This is a genomic window from Xanthomonas axonopodis pv. maculifoliigardeniae (assembly GCF_041519315.1).
In the GTDB taxonomy this organism is placed as follows: Bacteria; Pseudomonadota; Gammaproteobacteria; order Xanthomonadales; family Xanthomonadaceae; genus Xanthomonas; species Xanthomonas euvesicatoria.
This window is the reverse complement of the sequence record NZ_CP167998.1, coordinates 2071233-2088204: the sequence shown is the minus strand read 5'-3', so window position 1 is coordinate 2088204 and position 16972 is coordinate 2071233. Positions and strand designations below refer to the sequence as shown.

Below are 16972 nucleotides of genomic sequence, written 5' to 3'. Positions count from 1 at the left end.
CGGGCGTTCGCTTTTGCACGCATAGAATCCGATGTCGGCGCACGCTCACGCGTTCAACCTCATCTCCGTCCGAAAGGCGGCCGGCCGGACGGTCATCACGGAGAACCACCATGTCTGCAGTTCAACCCTTCATTCGCACCAACATCGGCTCGACCCTACGCATCATCGAAGAACCGCAGCGTGACGTGTACTGGATCCATATGCATGCCGACCTGGCCACAAACCCGGGGCGTGCCTGCTTTTCGACGCGCCTGGTCGACGACATTACCGGCTATCAGACCAACCTTGGTCAACGCCTGAACAACGCCGGCGTGCTGGCTCCGCACGTGGTGCTGGCATCGGACAGCGATGTGTTCAACCTGGGCGGCGATCTGGCGCTGTTCTGTCAACTCATTCGCGAAGGCGACCGTGCTCGACTGCTTAATTACGCCCAACGCTGTGTACGCGGTGTGCACGCGTTCCATGTCGGCCTGGGCGCACGCGCGCACAGCATCGCCCTGGTGCAGGGCAATGCCCTCGGCGGCGGATTCGAAGCGGCGTTGAGCTGCCACACCATCGTCGCCGAGGAAGGGGTGATGATGGGATTGCCCGAAGTGCTGTTCGACCTGTTCCCGGGGATGGGCGCCTACTCTTTCATGTGCCAGCGTGTCAGTGCGCAACTGGCGCAAAAAATCATGCTCGAAGGCAATCTGTATTCTGCCGAGGAGTTGCTCGGCATGGGCCTGGTCGATCGCGTCGTGCCGCGCGGTCAGGGCGTGGCGGCGGTCGAACAAGTGATCCGCGAAAGCAAGCGCACGCCGCATGCCTGGGCGGCAATGCAGCAAGTGCGCGAAATGACCACGGCGGTGCCGCTGCAGGAAATGATGCGCATCACCGAAATCTGGGTCGATACGGCGATGCAGTTGGGCGAAAAGTCATTGCGCACCATGGACCGTCTGGTTCGCGCGCAATCGCGCCGCTCAGGGCTTGACGCCGGCTGATGCGTCGGCGGGCTATTCACTACTCCGGGGGGAGCGCTCGTCGTCGTTGGCGCTTTGTACGCGCGCGGCGAGTGCATCCTTTCCGGTCTGCAATTGGTCGCGCAACGCCGACAGCCGCTGTCGCCATTCGGCCTGCAGCTGCCAATCGGCCATGCGCATCAGCTCACCGCCACTGCCGGCCAGTTGGGCCAGCCCCAGATTGCTGGCAACGCCGCGCAATGCGTGGGCGCTTTCGCGCAATTGCTCCCAATCCGAGCGCGTGCCATCGCGCTCGATCGCGCCCACGCAGTTGTGCGCATCATCCAGACACTGCCGGACGAACTGACGTTCGAATTCTTCGCCCATGCCCAACGCCGCCAGTTCGTCCAGCACGCTGGCATCGAGCACGCCTTCGAAACTGGTCGATGCCTGCACCACCGTCGCCGGCGTCGCCAGCGCACGGGTGCTGACGGCGAGTTCGGCCAGCGTATCGAGCAGCTTGGCAGCCACCACGGGCTTGGCCAGGAACGCGCGTGCGCCAGCTTGTTCGCAGGCGCGGATCGCTTCTGGCGTGACGTCGGCACTGAGCACCACCACCGGGGTGTAGCGCATGCCGCTGGCCTGCATCACGCGCAACTGCTTGAGCATGTCCAGGCCGCTCATGCCCGGCATATGCAGATCCACGATCACCGCATCGAAATCCTCCTCGGCCATCGCGTCCAGCACCTGCTCGGCGCCGTTGACGCACGCCACCTTATGCCCTGCCTTCTCCAGCAATCGCTGCAACACCATGCGATTGGCTTCATGGTCGTCGGCCACCAGCATGCGCATGCTGCGCACGCGCGCGCGGTGACGCAGGAACGGGTTGGAAAAGGCGATGACGTTGGAGGCTTCCAGCTCGTCGGGAGTCTCCAGCAACGCCCCGACCGGCGAGCGAGCCGGCGCCGCCGTCTCCAATACGCCGATCTCCAGCGGTAGCTCGAACCAGAACACGCTGCCGCCGGATGGATTGGGCGCAAAGCCAATCGCGCCGCCCATGGCCTCAACCAGGCCCTTGGCGATCGTGGTCCCCAGGCCGGTACCTTCATAGCGGCGCGACAAACCCACGTCCGCCTGCTCGAACGCCTCGAACAGGCGCGGACGCATGTCCATCGGCACGCCGATGCCGCTGTCTTCGACATCGAAACGCAGCCGCATCGTGTCGGCACCATTGCCAGAGACCCGCGCGACCCGCAGCAGCACATGCCCGTGCTCGGTGAACTTGACCGCATTACCCAACAGGTTGAGCAACACCTGGCGCAGATGGCCGGTGTCGCCCTTGAGCAGGTCCGGTACGTCGGTGGCCACCTCGGTAGCGTAATCCAGTCCGCGTGTCTTGGCCTGCGGCTGCAGAATCATGTTGACCGAGCCGATCATCTCGCGCAGCGAGAAATCGCGGCGATCGATGCGGATCTTGCCCGCCTCGATCGCAGAAATATCGAGCACTTCTTCCACCAGCGACAGCAGGCTGCGTGCCGAGGCCTGGATGGTATTCAGGCATTCCTTCTGCTCTGCATCCAGACGCGTGGTGGCCAGCACTTCGGTCATACCCGACAACCCATTCAACGGGGTGCGGAATTCGTGACTCATATTGGCCAGGAAACGGCTCTTGGCCTGGTTGGCATGCCGCGCCTCGCGTACCGCGCGCGTCATCGCACGCAACAACGAGTCGAAGTACAGCGGCACGGCGATCAAGCCCAGCAACAACCCCCAGCTCAGATAGGGATTGGCCTTCCAGTAAGGCGAAATCAGGATCGCGCTGAGAAAACTCAGGCTGGCCATCGCCGTGGCGGCACGCAGATAGGGACTGCCGTAGCGCAAGCCATTGCCGATGGTCACCCACATGCAGACCGCATACAGCGGCGAAGCCGGTTCGCCCTGGATTGCCATGATTGCGCCGGTGCAGGTGTAGTCGAGCACCATGCCGATCAGGCGACGCGTGTGCGACACGTGCGGCCGCAGCAGGATCGCCACCATCAGCCCCAGCGACACCACCAGCTCGCCGACCAGGATCAACCAGGTGGCCATCAGCGTATCGCCATGGGTGTGGTGGTAGCGCCACCCCAGGTAAGAAATGAACAGCGTGGTGATGATGATGCGGATCAGGTTCTGCGCGTGTTCCGAATCCGCCCGCCCCGAAAGACGCCGCTTCAACCATGGCAATGGAGACTTCATAGACGCCTCAGACCTGCGGTCGCTTCGATGGGGATGAAAGTGGGCCGCGCGGTCCTGCAGCATCGGCGCCATGGGCATACGCGGCGATACGCGCAGCGGCATCGGCACTGTCCTGCATCAGCCGCAACAACGACAGAGGAATGACCACCAGCGCCGCCAACAGGGCGATCCCGAGCTCGATCCGCTGTTGCCAATACGGGCTATTGGCAAGCGTCGCGCCAAAACTGAGCACGGCCATGGCCACCGCCGTGTGCAGTGCATGCCTGCCAAAGCGCAAGCCATTGCCGATCGTGACCCACATCACCACCACGTACAGGCAGGCCATCGGAGCGGCGAACCAGGTCATCGCCAGACTGAGCAGGCCATAGTCCGCCAGCATGCCGAGCGTCCGGCGCAGGTGCGAGGGCCGCGGCTTCGCAACGATCCACGCAAACAGCAGCAATGCCCCACCGTGCCCGATCGCGACCAGGCACAGCAATCGCTGCAGATGGCCATCGCTCAGTTGCCAATGCGGGGCGCAGATCAGCGTGTAGGCCAGGATCAGCCAGAGCATCACGATGCGCACCACCGCCTGACCGTGCTCGCTGTCGGGGCGCCGTGCGAGTCGCCGACGCAGCTGGGCAAGCGCCGCCCTCACCTCACACCCCGGGTCGCGCCGATGCGGTGGAGAACTCGCCACAGATCTGCTCCAACTGCGCGCGGCCGCGCAACAAGGCATCCACGCAGCGCGGGTCGAACAGGCGGCCACGTTGGGCATACAGATAGGCCAGCGCGGCGTCCATGGTCCAGGCCTCCTTGTACGGGCGCGGCGACAGCAAGGCGTCGAACACATCCGCCACTGCGACGATGCGCGCTTCCAGCGGAATCGCCTCACCGACCAGGCCATCCGGATAACCGGTGCCGTCATAACGTTCGTGGTGACGCAGCGCAATCAACGCGCCGACCTGGATGAAACGGTTCTGGCTGCCGCTGAGCAGCTCGTAGCCGATGCGCGGATGGCGCCGCATCACGCTCATTTCGTCATCGGTAAGCTTGCCGGGCTTGAGCAGCACCGAATCGGGAATGGCGATCTTGCCCATGTCGTGCAGCGGTGCGGCCATCTCGATGATGCGCACCTCCTCTTCCGACAGCCCCAGTTGCTCGGCGATCAGGCCGGCCACGTGCGACATGCGCTCCAGGAACGCGCTGGTGCCCGAATCGCGATACTCGATCGCGCGCGCAAGCCGCGACAGGGTTTCGCGCTCGCGCTCTTCGACCTCGTTCATGCTGGCCAGCAGGCGCTGCTCCAGCGACAACGCGCGTTGCTTGACGCTTTCGCTCTGCTGGCGCAGCTGCAGCAGGTTGGAGCAGCGCGCCCGCAACTCGCGCGGACGGATCGGCTTGACCAGGAAGTCGATCACGCCGGCTTCCAGCGCCGCCTGACGAATCGGCTCATCGCCCACGATGGTGATCAGGATGATCGGAATATCACGATGGCTGGGCAGCCGGCGCAGCCGACGCGCGAATTCCAGACCGTCCATGCCCGGCATGCGGTAGTCCAGCAGCAACAAGTCCACGCGCCCGGCTTCGCACCAGGCCAGGGCGTCGAGCGGATCGCCGAAGTCGTAGACCTTGAGCTCCGGCGCAATGTCCTCGATGACATGGCGCAGCATCGTTCGCGCGGACATCTGGTCATCGACAATGACGATGTTCAATCCCAGATCCGCCTTTTCCGCCCAGCTTCCCCATGTATCCGTCGACAATGCGCCGCCCGGACCCCCTAAAACATCCTGCATAGCCGTTGCTCCTCTATCTCGAGAACGGAAAAGCGATGACGCCGGCCCCTGTGCCGACTCCCCCGAACGATACGCTGTTCGAGGCTCCGCCCTAGCATATGCAGTATCTGTGCCGTCGGCACACCGCCGGCACAAAAAAATCAGGCTTCCGGACGCATATACGGGAACAGCAGGACATCGCGGATCGAGGTGCTGCCGGTCAGCAGCATCACCAGACGGTCGATCCCGATGCCCAGGCCGCCGGTCGGCGCCATGCCGTACTCCAACGCACGGATGTAATCGGCATCGAAATGCATCGCTTCGTCGTCGCCACCGTCCTTGGCCTGCACCTGCGCCTGGAAACGTGCGGCCTGGTCTTCGGGGTCATTGAGCTCGGAGAAGCCGTTAGCCAGCTCCTTGCCGTTGATGAACAGCTCGAAGCGGTCGGTGTACCCCGGCTCGGTGTCGCTGGAACGCGCCAGCGGCGACACTTCGACCGGGTGGTCGGTGATGAAGGTCGGCTGCACCAGGGTGTGCTCGACGGTGGCTTCGAAGATCTCCAGCAGCAGCTTGCCCCAGCCGTAGGACGGCTTGACCCGGATCTTCAGCCGCTCGCAATGGCGCAGCAGCGCCTCCCGGTCGGTGCAGTCGGCGGCGCTGATCTCCGGATTGTGGTGGCGAACGGCCTCATCCATGCGCCAGCGCCGGAAAGCCGGCGCCAGATCGATATCGGCGCCATCCCAGCTCACCTGGGTGGTCCCCAGCACCGTCTGTGCGGTGTCTCGGATCACCTGCTCGGTCAGGTCCATGATCTGGTGGTACGTGGCATAGGCCTCGTAGAGCTCGAGCATGGTGAACTCGGGGTTGTGCCGGGTCGACACGCCTTCGTTGCGGAAGTTGCGGTTGATCTCGTAGACACGCTCCAGCCCACCGACCACCAGACGCTTGAGATACAGCTCGGGGGCAACGCGCAGGTACAGATCCAGGTCCAGCGCATTGTGGTGGGTGGTGAACGGCTTGGCCGTGGCGCCGCCGGGGATGTAATGCATCATCGGCGTTTCCACTTCCAGGAAGCGGCGCGCGTCCAGCCAGGCGCGCATGGCGCGGATGATCTTGGAGCGCTTGATGAAGACCTCGCGCGCTTCGGGCGTCACGATCAGGTCGACATACCGCTGGCGGTAACGCTGCTCCACGTCCGACAGGCCATGCCACTTGTCCGGCAACGGGCGCAGCGACTTGGTCAGCAGGCGCAGCGCGCCGGCCTTGACCGACAGTTCGCCGGTCTTGGTGCGGGTGAGCCCGCCCTCCACCGCCACGATGTCGCCCACATCCCAGCCCTTGAACGCGGTATAGGCATCGCCGAGCACATTGCCCTGCAGGAACAGCTGCACGCGCCCGGATTCGTCCTGGATCTGCGCAAAGCTGGCCTTGCCCATCACCCGCTTGGCCATCAGGCGGCCGGCCATCCTGACCGTGCGCCCGCTGGCTTCCAGCGCTTCAGGGGTCCAGGTGTCGGCGTCGGCGAATTCTGCCTGCAGGTCGCCGGCAAAGTGTTCGCGCACGAAGTCGTTCGGGTAGGCGATGCCCTGCCCGCGCAACGCGCCCAGTTTCGCGCGACGCTCGGCGATGAGGCTGTTCTCGTCGGCGGGGATCTGCGGCGCGGGGGTCTGCTCGGTCATGGCGGGGATCGGTCTGCTTGGGTCGGGCGGGTGCCCGGGGGAATGAGGAACCGGCGGTGCCGGCACGCTTATTTACAACGATGACGTGACGAAGGCACGCGGTCACCGGGTTACCCGAAAGCCGCATCGCATTCGCAACGCTGCGTCACAGGCACTGCAGCGATGTGCCAGGATGCCGTCGCAACGGCGACCTGGCGCGGCGGTCAGGCGTCCAGGCGTTTGGACCCTGCTGCCAGACCGGCCTTCAGGCTGGCCTCGACGAATTCGTCCAGGTCACCGTCGAGCACCTTCTGCGTATCGCTGCGTTCGATGCCGGTGCGCAGGTCCTTGATGCGGCTCTGGTCGAGCACGTAATTGCGGATCTGGCTGCCCCAGCCGATGTCGGACTTGGTCGCTTCCAAGGCGTCCTTCTCGGCGTTGCGCTTCTGCACTTCCAGTTCGTACAACTTGGCGGCCAGCATCTTCATCGCGTTGTCGCGATTCTGGTGCTGGCTGCGACCGGTCTGGCAAGCGACCACGGTATTGGTCGGGATGTGCGTTATACGCACCGCCGATTCGGTCTTGTTGACGTGCTGACCACCGGCACCGGAGGAGCGATACACGTCGGTACGCAGGTCGGCCGGGTTGATGTCGATCTCGATGTTGTCGTCCACTTCCGGCGACACGAACACCGAGGTGAAGCTGGTGTGCCGGCGATTGTCCGAGTCGAACGGCGACTTGCGCACCAGCCGGTGCACGCCGATCTCGGTCTTCAACCAGCCGTAGGCGTATTCGCCCTCGATGCGCACGGTGGCCGACTTGATGCCCGCCACTTCGCCACCGGAGACTTCCATCAGCTCGGTTTTCCAGCCGCGCGATTCGGCCCAGCGCAGATACATGCGCAGCAGGATTTCGGCCCAGTCCTGCGCCTCGGTGCCGCCGGCGCCAGCCTGGATGTCGACGAACGCATTGGCGCTGTCCATCTGGCCGGAGAACATGCGCTGGAATTCCAGCTTTTCGACATGCGCCTGGTAGTTGTCCAGATCGGCGATCACCGCCAACGCAGTGTCTTCGTCCTGTTCGCTCTCGGCCAGCTCCAGCAGGTCGCCCGCATCGGCCAGGCCCGACAGCACATCGGCAATGCCGATCACGGTCTTTTCCAGCATCGACCGCTCGCGGCCCAGGGCCTGCGCACGTTCGGCGTCGTTCCACACATCCGGGCTTTCGAGCTCCCGGCTGACTTCCTCTAGACGCTCTTTCTTGGCGTCGTAGTCAAAGATACCCCCTGAGCGAGAGCACGCGATCGTTGAGATCGGTGATGCGCTGGCGGATCGGATTGGTTTCGATCATGACGGACTTCCGGCAAAACAAGCAGGCTAGTTTAGCAAGCGGGCGGCGACGGCGGAACGCGGTGGAACCGTGGCCGCGCGCACTGCAATACCCGCCACACCCCAGGCGCCTGGCTGCCACGCGCGAACGCAGGTTCCGTCGATGGCCACCGTCGCGCGTCGGTGTCGCAGCAGCTGCGACCTGGCGGCGCCTGGGCCAGGGACGAAGTTGGGACCAGACGCTGGTCACCCCGGGCGCGCAGCAGGGGTTAGACCACCAGTGCGTCAGGTCTCGGAGCAGCAGCGCCCTGCCCGGCATGGGTCCGCAGACCTGCCAGGTGACTGCGACTGCACGGCAGCACGCTGGCATCGCGCAGATGGACGCGCGCGTCGCCGGAATCGGACGGCTCGATCGCCTGCACCTGCCCCAGATTGACCAGATAGCTGCGGTGGATGCGCACGAACACGGCCGGGTCCAGCTTCGCCTCGATTGCCGCCATGGTGCTGCGCAACGGGTAATCGTGACCGCGCACATGCAGGTTGACGTAGTTGCCCGAGGCCTGGATCCACTCGATATCGGCGGTCGCGACCAGGAAATCGCGTCCCAGCTTGCGCACCAGAAAACGCTCCGGGCGATCCAGCGGCTCCACTGGCGGGCCTTCGTCAGGTGCGGCGAGCAGGTGCGCCTCGCCCTGACGCCGCCGTGCGTACCAGGCCAGTGTGTGCTGCACCGCCACCAGCAGCGCAAAGGTGCGCAGGTCCTTGGACAGCTCGTAGACCCACTGCAGCCAGCCGCCGAAATCGTAGTGTGCGCCGGCCAGGGCATAGACCAGCATGCGCAGCACCACCATGCCGGCGACATGCAGCAGCCACCAGCCCAATGCAGCCATCACATACGCCGGCAGGCGTCGCACCCAGACATCGGCATGCAACGGCCAGCGTGCGCAGAGCCACACCACCGCCGGCAACAGCAGCAGCGCTGCGGTGGCGCTGCTCAGCTCCCAGCTCAGCACCTGCCACACCACGATGGGCTGGCCATCGCGGCGCGCGGCAAGCCAGGCGGTCCAGACGTTGCCCAGCGCGCTCAGATAGAACACCAGCGACCAGATCACCACCGCCCAGCGTGTGGCAGCGCGGCTGGCGCTGTCGTGGAGGATTGGCGGGCGCGTCCCGGTCGATTGCATTGCACACGTCCGCTGTTGGCAGCTGCCGATCATAGAGGCCTGCGCGGCAAGGCGAAACCGCCATCCCTGCCATCCCGATTCGTCCCCGGGTGGGCACGACTGGTCACTGTGGGCCCGGCTTTCCACCCCTGACACCACTGCTGGAGCGGGGCCGCGGGCAGGATGCATCCACTTCTTCACCAGCTACCGACCATGACCGAGCGCCGCCACGATATCGACGCCTTGCGCGTTTTCGCCTTCGCCCTGCTGATCCTCTACCACGTGGGCATGGCCTATGTGTCCGACTGGGGGTTCCACCTCAAGAGCGTGCACACGGCCGAGTGGCTGCAGTGGCCGATGATCGTGCTCAACCGGTGGCGCATGCCGTTGTTGTTCATGATCTCCGGCATTGCGATCGGGTTGTCGCAGCCGCAAGCCGCGCCGTGGCGCTTCGCGTTGCGTCGTTGCGGGCGGTTGCTGCCGCCCTTGCTGTTCGGCATGTTCGTGGTGGTGGCGGTGCAGGCCTACTGCCAGGGCGTGAGCAACGGCAAGGTCGCCACCGGCTTCGGCAGCTTCCTGCTGCGCTACTGGCAGGTGCGCCCATGGCCGGCCGGCAGCTTCGATGGCTGGGAACACGGCATCACCTGGAATCACCTGTGGTACCTGGCCTACCTGCTGCCCTACACGGTGGCCATGATGGCGCTGGTGTCGCTGGCCAGGCTGGTGCGGCTGCCGGCCTTACCGCCGCTTCCCGCCGCAGTGGTGGTGCCCGCCCTGCTGGTGTTGCCGATCCTGTGGGAAGCGTTCTGCGTGATGTGGGTGATGCCGCGCCATCCGCCGACCCATGCGTTGGTGGGCGACTGGTTCGTGCATGCCGAATCGTTCCCACTGTTCCTCTTGGGCTATCTGTTGGCACGCAGCGAACGCTTCTGGCAGCTGGCCGTGCAACTGCGCTGGCTCACCCTGGTCACTGCGGTGCTGGCCATTACCACAGAGTTGGGCATTCGTTATCTGGGCATGCACGTGCAGCCCGCGCAGCTGCCGCCGGCATTGGCCGCGCTGCCATGGGAAGGCCTGGAACACGCCGCACGCGCGGCCTATACCTGGCTGGCGCTGCTGACCCTGCTGGGCTGGGCCAAGCAGCGTTTGAACCGGCCGTTCCGCTGGCTGCCTTATTGCACCGAAGCGGTGTTTCCCTGGTACATCCTGCATCAGAGCCTGATCATCGTGGCGCTGTACTGGTTGATGCCGTTGCAGTTGAACGCCTGGCTGGAACCGGCGCTGGTGATCGCCGCCACGGTGATCGGCTGTCTGGCGCTGCATGAGTACGTGATCCGGCGGGTGCGTTGGTTGCGGCCGTTGTTCGGCTTGCGTGGGCGCACGCAGGCTGCGCCGCGCCAGCTCGGTGTTACGGCAGTCGCGTCGTAACACTCTCGCCAATCGCACGTTCGAGACGACGCCAAGCGACTGTCACAAACCTGGGCGGCGATCAGATCGCAGATCAGCCAGTGACGGTCACCGGCTCGCAATGCTCCACGATCAACTGCACCGCCGTGCCGCCGCGGTAGTCGTCGGCGACCAACCGATACGCCAGCCGCACCAAGCGCGCGGGGTCGCTGCCGCGCCAGCCGTTGAAGTGGATGGCATTGAGCGGCTCGGCGCGTCCGGGGCACCGCAGGGTCAACTTGAGGTGGCGGTCCTTGAGTACGCGGTGCTGCAGCACCTCGAACTGACCATCGAACAGCGGTTCTGGAAAGCCCTGCCCCCACGGACCGGCCACGCGCAGCGCTTCGGCATGCAGGTGATCGAGTTCGTGCGCGGCCAGTTCGCCGTCGCTGTGCAATTGGGCATGCAGCAGCGAGGCATCCACCATCGCCGTCACCTGCGCCAGGAAGGCCTGCTCGAACGTGGCCAATACCGCATGGTCGATACTCAACCCGGCCGCCATCGCATGGCCACCGAACTTCTGGATCAGCCCGGGATGCCGCGCGTCCACCGCCGCCAGCACATCGCGGATATGCAGGCCGGGAATCGAACGCGCCGAGCCACGCAACTGGCTGCTGCCCGGCTCGGCCGGTGCCAGGGCGATCACCGGGCGGTGCAGGCGGTCCTTGAGTTTGGAGGCCACCAGACCGATCACGCCCGGGTGCCAGTCGGCATCGAACAGGCACGCAGCCATCGGCAATGCACCATCGCCATCCAGCACCACCTTGGTGACGGCGTGCTCGGCATCGTCGGTCATCAACTGCTGCACCGCGCGGCGCTCGGCGTTGATCTCTTCCAGCGTGCCGGCGATCTCGCGGGCCTGGCTCCAGTCTTCACTGAGCAACAGTTCGATGCCCAGCGCCATGTCCTCGAGCCGACCGGCGGCATTGAGGCGCGGCCCGAGCGCAAACCCGATATCGCTGGCGCTCAGCCGCGCCACATCGCGGCCGCTGGCATCGATCAAGGCCCGCAACCCGATGCAGCCCTTGCCCTCACGCAGGCGACGCAATCCGGCCGACACCAGCGCACGGTTATTGGTGTCCAGCGGTACCAGATCGGCAACGGTACCGACTGCGACCAGATCCAGCAGCACCGACAAATCCGGCTCGGGGCGCCCGGCGAAGGCGCCGCGTTTGCGCAACACGCTGCGCAATGCGAGCAACACATAGAAGATCACCCCGACCCCGGCCAGGGTCTTGCTGGGGAAGGTGTCTTCGGCCAGGTTCGGGTCGACGATCGCATCGGCCGGCGGCAGCATCTCGCCCGGCAGGTGGTGGTCGGTGACCAGCACCGTCCAGCCGCGCGCCTTGGCTGCGGCCACGCCGGCGTGACAGGCGATGCCGTGATCGACGGTGACCAGCACATCCGGCTGCAACGCCGCCAGTTCGTCGACCAACGCAGGCGACAGGCCATAGCCGTGCACCATGCGATTGGGCACGGCGTGGTGCACATCCAGCGCACCGAGCATGCGCAGGCCGCGCACACCGACGGCGCAGGCGGTGGCGCCATCGCAGTCGAAATCGCCCACCACCAGAATGCGCCGTTGCTGCGCGATCGCATCGGCCAGTAGCTCGGCGGCCACGCCGCTGTTGTGCAGCAATTCCGGCGACAACAACTGGCCCAGTCGCGGCTGCGCGCCTTGCGCATCGGTGACGCCACGCGCTGCATAGATGCGACGCAGCAGCGGCAACATGGTATCGGGCCAGCTGCCGGCCTGCCCGGAGGGGCGCCGGACGATCCGCGGAGGCGACGTCATTGCGCCAGCTGCACCCGCGGCTTGCGCCAGAAACGCCAGCGCTGCGCATGCGTGAGCGCTACGCTTTCGCCGTCCTGGAAGTCCAGCACCAGCCGGTCCAGTTCGCCGCGCGCCATCGCCGCCAGCAGCGGCGCCACCGCATCGTCGCTGAACTGCTGCAGCGAACGCAGATGACGCAGATCCACCAGCGCATCGACGCGTTGTTCGCCCTGCGCATCGGCACCTGCCGCCAGCGCCAGCGCGCGCAGCAGCGATTCGCGGCTGCGCACCTGGCGATGCGGCGAACTCACCGCGTGCGGCAGGACGCCGCCACCCCAGAACCACAGCGAATTGATGGCCGGCTTGCCGCTGGCGACGCGGCCTTCATTCCACGGATGTTGATGCAGCAGCACCTGCGCTTCGGTCAGCAAGGCCCGCCAGCGGCGCCCGCTGTCGCCGGCCGGCAGGTGCTCGAACAAGTCGTCGCCAATGGCGACATCGGGCGGTGCGAAGTCCGGCAATTTCGCATCCGGCGACAGGCGCAGATACCAACGCGATGGCGTAGGCGCATCCAGCAGAAAGCCAGCATCGCCGAACATCGGCTTGAGGATGGGCAAGAGCACCGCCAGATCGTCGGCGGTGGGGCCGAGCGCCTCGCCGTAGCCCATCAACCGCGCACCCTGCATGTCCGGCACCACATAGGCCGGATCCGCGCGCACCCAGGTGGCGCCGGCGGCATCGCCGGCATCCAGCTGGCGCGTCAACGCGGCCACTGGCCAGTGCGCCGGTGTCAGGCTGAAATGGCGCTGCAATTGCGCTACTTCGCCGGCATCGGCGCTGTGTCCCTCGGCGCGCGCAAGCGCACGCGCCACTGCCGTGTCGCCCAGGGTTCCGGGCAGGCGGCGTTTTTCCGGCAGCAGCAGCGTGGCGGTGGTCATCGCGCAGTGATGCCGGTCAGTCCAGGTAGGCGACGCTGACGACTTCGTACTCGCGCTGGCCGGCCGGCGCATCGATGGTCACCGAATCGCCTTCCAGCTTGCCGATCAGCGCGCGCGCCAGCGGCGAGGAGATCGCGATCAGGCCCATCTTGATGTCCGCCTCCAGATCACCAACGATCTGGTAGCGCTTCTCTTCGTCGGTTTCGGTATCGGCCAGCGTCACCGTGGCGCCGAACACGATCTTGGTGCCGGCCGACAACTTGGTGATATCGATGATTTCGGCATGCGAAAGCTCGCTTTCCAGCTGCTTGATGCGGCCTTCGATGAAGCTCTGCTGCTCGCGCGCAGCGTGGTATTCGGCATTTTCCTTCAGGTCGCCGTGCGCACGCGCTTCGGCGATCGCATTGATCACCTCCGGGCGCTTGACCGACTTCAAATGCTCCAGCTCTTCGCGCAGGCGCTGCGCGCCCTTCGATGTCATGGGTGCTCTCATGCTTCCAGCTCCTTGTGCAGTTCCTGCAGCGACCACACAGGGCCGGTGCCGCGGAATTCCAGCGATTGCACCAGCGCCTTGGCGCCGGCGACAGTGGTCGAATAGGTCACGCGATGCTGCAGCGCTTCGCGGCGGATCGAGAACGAATCCGAAATGGCAGCGCGGCCTTCGGTGGTGTTGACGATGTAGACGATCTCGCCGTTCTTGATCGAATCGACGATGTGCGGGCGGCCTTCGGCCACCTTGTTGACGATTTCGCAGCTCAGCCCGTTCTGCTGCAGCCACGCACCGGTACCGCGCGTGGCCACCAGCGTGAAGCCACGCTCCACCAGCGCCTGCGCCACCGGCAGCACGCGCTGCTTGTCCGGGTCGCGCACCGAGACGAAGGCCTTGCCGACCGGCGGCGCCTTGATGCCACCGGCTTCCTGCGCGCGTGCGAACGCGGCGCTGAAGCTGCGGCCCACGCCCATCACCTCGCCGGTGGAGCGCATCTCCGGCCCGAGAATCGGGTCCACACCCTGGAACTTGGCGAACGGGAAGATCGCTTCCTTCACCGAGTAGTAGTCCGGCACGATTTCCTTGGTGGCGCCCTGCTCGGCCAGCGTCTTGCCGGCCATGCAACGCGCGGCGATCTTGGCCAGCGGCATGCCGATCGCCTTGGACACGAACGGCACCGTGCGCGATGCGCGCGGATTGACCTCCAGCAGATACACGATGTCGTCGCCCGCTTCGTTGACCTGCACCGCGAACTGGGTGTTCATCAGGCCGACCACGTTCAAACCTTCGGCCAACATGACCACCTGGCGACGCAGCTCGGCCTGGGTCTGGGGCGAGAGCGAATACGGCGGCAGCGAGCACGACGAATCGCCCGAATGCACGCCGGCTTCTTCGATGTGTTCCATCACCCCGCCGATCAGTACGTTACCGTCCTTGTCGGCAATAATGTCCACGTCCACTTCCACCGCGTTATCGAGGAAACGGTCCAGCAGCACCGGCGAATCGTTGGAGACCTTGACCGCATCGCGCACGTAGCGCGCCAGGTCGGACTCGCCGTAGACGATTTCCATCGCACGGCCGCCCAGCACGTAGCTCGGGCGCACCACCAGCGGGTAGCCGATTTCGCGTGCCAGCACCAAGGCTTCTTCGGCATTGCGGGCGATGCGGTTCGGCGGCTGCTTCAGGCCGAGCTTGTCGACCAACTGCTGGAAACGCTCGCGGTCTTCGGCCAGGTCGATCGAGTCCGGCGAGGTGCCGATCACCGGCACGCCGTTGGCTTCCAGCGCACGCGCCAGCTTCAGCGGAGTCTGGCCGCCGTACTGCACGATCACGCCCTTGGGTTTTTCCAGCTCGACGATTTCCAGCACGTCTTCCAGCGTCAGCGGCTCGAAGTACAGGCGGTCGGAGGTGTCGTAATCGGTGGAGACGGTTTCCGGATTGCAGTTGACCATGATGGTTTCGAAACCATCATCGCGCAGCGCCAGTGCCGCGTGCACGCAGCAGTAATCGAACTCGATGCCCTGGCCGATGCGGTTGGGGCCACCGCCCAGGATCATGATCTTGTCGCGATCGGTCGGCAGCGCCTCGCATTCGTCCTCGTAGGTCGAGTACAGATAGGCCGTGCTGGTGCCGAATTCGGCAGCGCACGAATCCACGCGCTTGTAGACCGGGCGCACCTTCAGCGCGCGGCGCAACGTGCGCACCGATTCTTCGTTGCTGCCGATCAGCTGCGCCATGCGCGCATCGGAGAACCCGGCACGCTTGAGCATGCGCAGGCGCGGTGCATCCAGCGCCGCCATGCCGTCGTCGGCCAGCTGCTGTTCGTGGCTGATGATTTCTTCGATGTGGTCCAGGAACCAGGGGTCGATGAACGACAGCGCATACACATCGGCCACCGTCATGCCGGCACGGAAGGCATCGGCCACGTAGAACAAACGCTCCGGGCCCGGTGCCTTGAGCTCGCGCTTGAGCGTGGCGATGTCGTCTTCGCTGCTCAGGTCCAGGCCGGTCGGATCCAGGCCGATCTTGCCGGTTTCCAAGCCACGCAGCGCTTTCTGCAGCGATTCCTGGAAGGTGCGGCCCATCGCCATCACCTCGCCCACCGACTTCATCTGCGTGGTCAGGCGCGCATCGGCCTGCGGGAATTTTTCGAACGCAAAGCGCGGAATCTTGGTGACCACGTAGTCGATCGACGGCTCGAACGAGGCCGGGGTCAGACCACCAGTGATCTCGTTCTTCAATTCGTCCAGCGTGTAGCCCACTGCCAGCTTGGCGGCGACCTTGGCGATCGGAAAACCAGTGGCCTTGGAGGCCAGCGCCGAGGAACGCGACACACGCGGGTTCATTTCGATGACGACCACGCGGCCGGTGGTCGGGCTGATGCCGAACTGCACGTTCGAGCCGCCGGTATCCACGCCGATCTTGCGCAGCACCGCGATCGAGGCATCGCGCAGGCGCTGGTATTCCTTGTCGGTGAGCGTCTGCGCCGGCGCCACGGTGATCGAGTCGCCGGTGTGCACGCCCATCGGGTCGAGGTTTTCGATGGCGCACACGATGATGCAGTTGTCGGCGGTGTCGCGCACCACTTCCATCTCGAATTCCTTCCAACCCAGCACCGATTCTTCCACCAGCACTTCGGTGGTCGGCGACAGTTCCAGGCCGCGGCCAACGATCTCGATCAGCTCTTCGCGGTTGTAGGCGATGCCGCCACCGCTACCGCCCAGGGTGAAGCTGGGGCGGATGATGGTCGGGTAACCGACGCGGGTCTGGATCTCCAGCGCTTCTTCCAGCGTGTGGGCAACCGCCGCCGTCGGGCAATCCAGCCCGATCTCGCCCATCGCCACGCGGAACAGCTCGCGGTCTTCGGCCATGCGGATCGCTTCGCGCTTGGCACCGATCAGCTCGACGTTGTACTTCTCCAGCACACCGTGGTCGGCCAGGTCCAGCGCGCAGTTCAGCGCGGTCTGCCCGCCCATGGTCGGCAGCAGGGCATCGGGCTTTTCCTTGGCGATGATCTTTTCGACCGTCTGCCAGTTGATCGGCTCGATATACACGGCGTCTGCCATGTTCGGGTCGGTCATGATGGTGGCCGGATTGCTGTTGACCAGCACCACGCGGTAACCCTCGTCGCGCAGCGCCTTGCACGCCTGCGCGCCGGAGTAGTCGAACTCGCAGGCCTGGCCGATGACGATCGGGCCGGCGCCGATGATGAGGATGGTTTTAAGGTCGGTGCGCTTTGGCATGGGGGT

Annotated in this window: 12 protein-coding genes; 2 read left to right on the top strand and 10 right to left on the bottom strand. The window is 65.3% G+C overall.

What is annotated here, in order from left to right; all coding sequences use genetic code 11:
- The first annotated feature begins 110 nt into the window (after positions 1-110).
- On the top strand, positions 111-980 hold the full coding sequence (locus tag ACDH77_RS09220) for a crotonase/enoyl-CoA hydratase family protein (RefSeq protein WP_011347215.1): 870 nt from the start codon (positions 111-113) through the stop codon (positions 978-980).
- Between the two features lie 12 nt (positions 981-992).
- Here ACDH77_RS09220 and ACDH77_RS09215 read toward each other — a convergent pair whose 3' ends face one another.
- The 6 genes from ACDH77_RS09215 to ACDH77_RS09190 all read right to left on the bottom strand — a co-directional run bounded on the left by ACDH77_RS09215 (position 993) and on the right by ACDH77_RS09190 (position 9130).
- Positions 993-3173, bottom strand: coding sequence for an ATP-binding protein (locus ACDH77_RS09215; RefSeq protein WP_011347214.1), 2181 nt, complete (start codon positions 3171-3173; stop codon positions 993-995).
- Between the two features lie 7 nt (positions 3174-3180).
- Positions 3181-3810, bottom strand: coding sequence for a hypothetical protein (locus ACDH77_RS09210; protein WP_014090068.1), 630 nt, complete (start codon positions 3808-3810; stop codon positions 3181-3183).
- A 1-nt stretch (position 3811) separates the two neighbouring features.
- The gene (locus ACDH77_RS09205; protein ID WP_007963604.1) at positions 3812-4948 is read right to left on the bottom strand and encodes an HD-GYP domain-containing protein; all 1137 of its coding nucleotides are present in this window, start codon (positions 4946-4948) and stop codon (positions 3812-3814) included.
- A gap of 140 nt (positions 4949-5088) precedes the next feature.
- Positions 5089-6606 (bottom strand): lysine--tRNA ligase, encoded by a 1518-nt coding sequence (gene lysS, locus ACDH77_RS09200; RefSeq protein ID WP_008571485.1) that lies wholly within the window; start codon positions 6604-6606, stop codon positions 5089-5091.
- Between the two features lie 203 nt (positions 6607-6809).
- Positions 6810-7935, bottom strand: a protein-coding gene (prfB, locus tag ACDH77_RS09195) for a peptide chain release factor 2 (RefSeq protein ID WP_104613799.1) whose coding sequence is annotated in 2 segments (ribosomal slippage) — positions 6810-7859 and positions 7861-7935 — 1125 coding nt in all. Because the reading frame shifts where the segments join, the coding sequence is not laid out codon by codon here.
- Positions 7936-8182: 247 nt separating this feature from the next.
- The gene (locus ACDH77_RS09190; protein ID WP_033478479.1) at positions 8183-9130 is read right to left on the bottom strand and encodes a LytTR family DNA-binding domain-containing protein; all 948 of its coding nucleotides are present in this window, start codon (positions 9128-9130) and stop codon (positions 8183-8185) included.
- Positions 9131-9289: 159 nt separating this feature from the next.
- Here ACDH77_RS09190 and ACDH77_RS09185 point away from each other — a divergent pair, with 159 nt between their 5' ends.
- Positions 9290-10504 carry an acyltransferase family protein gene (locus ACDH77_RS09185; RefSeq protein ID WP_218488549.1) on the top strand — a complete coding sequence of 405 codons (1215 nt, stop codon included), beginning with the start codon at positions 9290-9292 and terminating at the stop codon, positions 10502-10504.
- Between the two features lie 73 nt (positions 10505-10577).
- Here the strand turns inward: ACDH77_RS09185 and recJ are convergent, their stop codons facing one another.
- Genes recJ through carB form a run of 4 tightly spaced genes read right to left on the bottom strand, consistent with a single transcriptional unit; the run spans position 10578 to position 16966 of the window.
- Positions 10578-12317: a single-stranded-DNA-specific exonuclease RecJ gene (gene recJ / locus ACDH77_RS09180; RefSeq protein ID WP_122272733.1), complete on the bottom strand. Its 1740-nt coding sequence runs from the start codon at positions 12315-12317 to the stop codon at positions 10578-10580.
- The gene (locus tag ACDH77_RS09175; RefSeq protein ID WP_031422442.1) at positions 12314-13234 is read right to left on the bottom strand and encodes a phosphoglycerate mutase; all 921 of its coding nucleotides are present in this window, start codon (positions 13232-13234) and stop codon (positions 12314-12316) included. Before ACDH77_RS09175 ends, recJ begins: the two co-directional genes overlap by 4 nt.
- A gap of 16 nt (positions 13235-13250) precedes the next feature.
- Positions 13251-13715, bottom strand: a complete 465-nt coding sequence (gene greA, locus ACDH77_RS09170; protein WP_003486289.1) for a transcription elongation factor GreA — start codon at positions 13713-13715, stop codon at positions 13251-13253.
- An 8-nt stretch (positions 13716-13723) separates the two neighbouring features.
- Positions 13724-16966, bottom strand: coding sequence for a carbamoyl-phosphate synthase large subunit (gene carB / locus ACDH77_RS09165; protein WP_372353837.1), 3243 nt, complete (start codon positions 16964-16966; stop codon positions 13724-13726).
- Between the last annotated feature and the right edge of the window lie 6 nt (positions 16967-16972).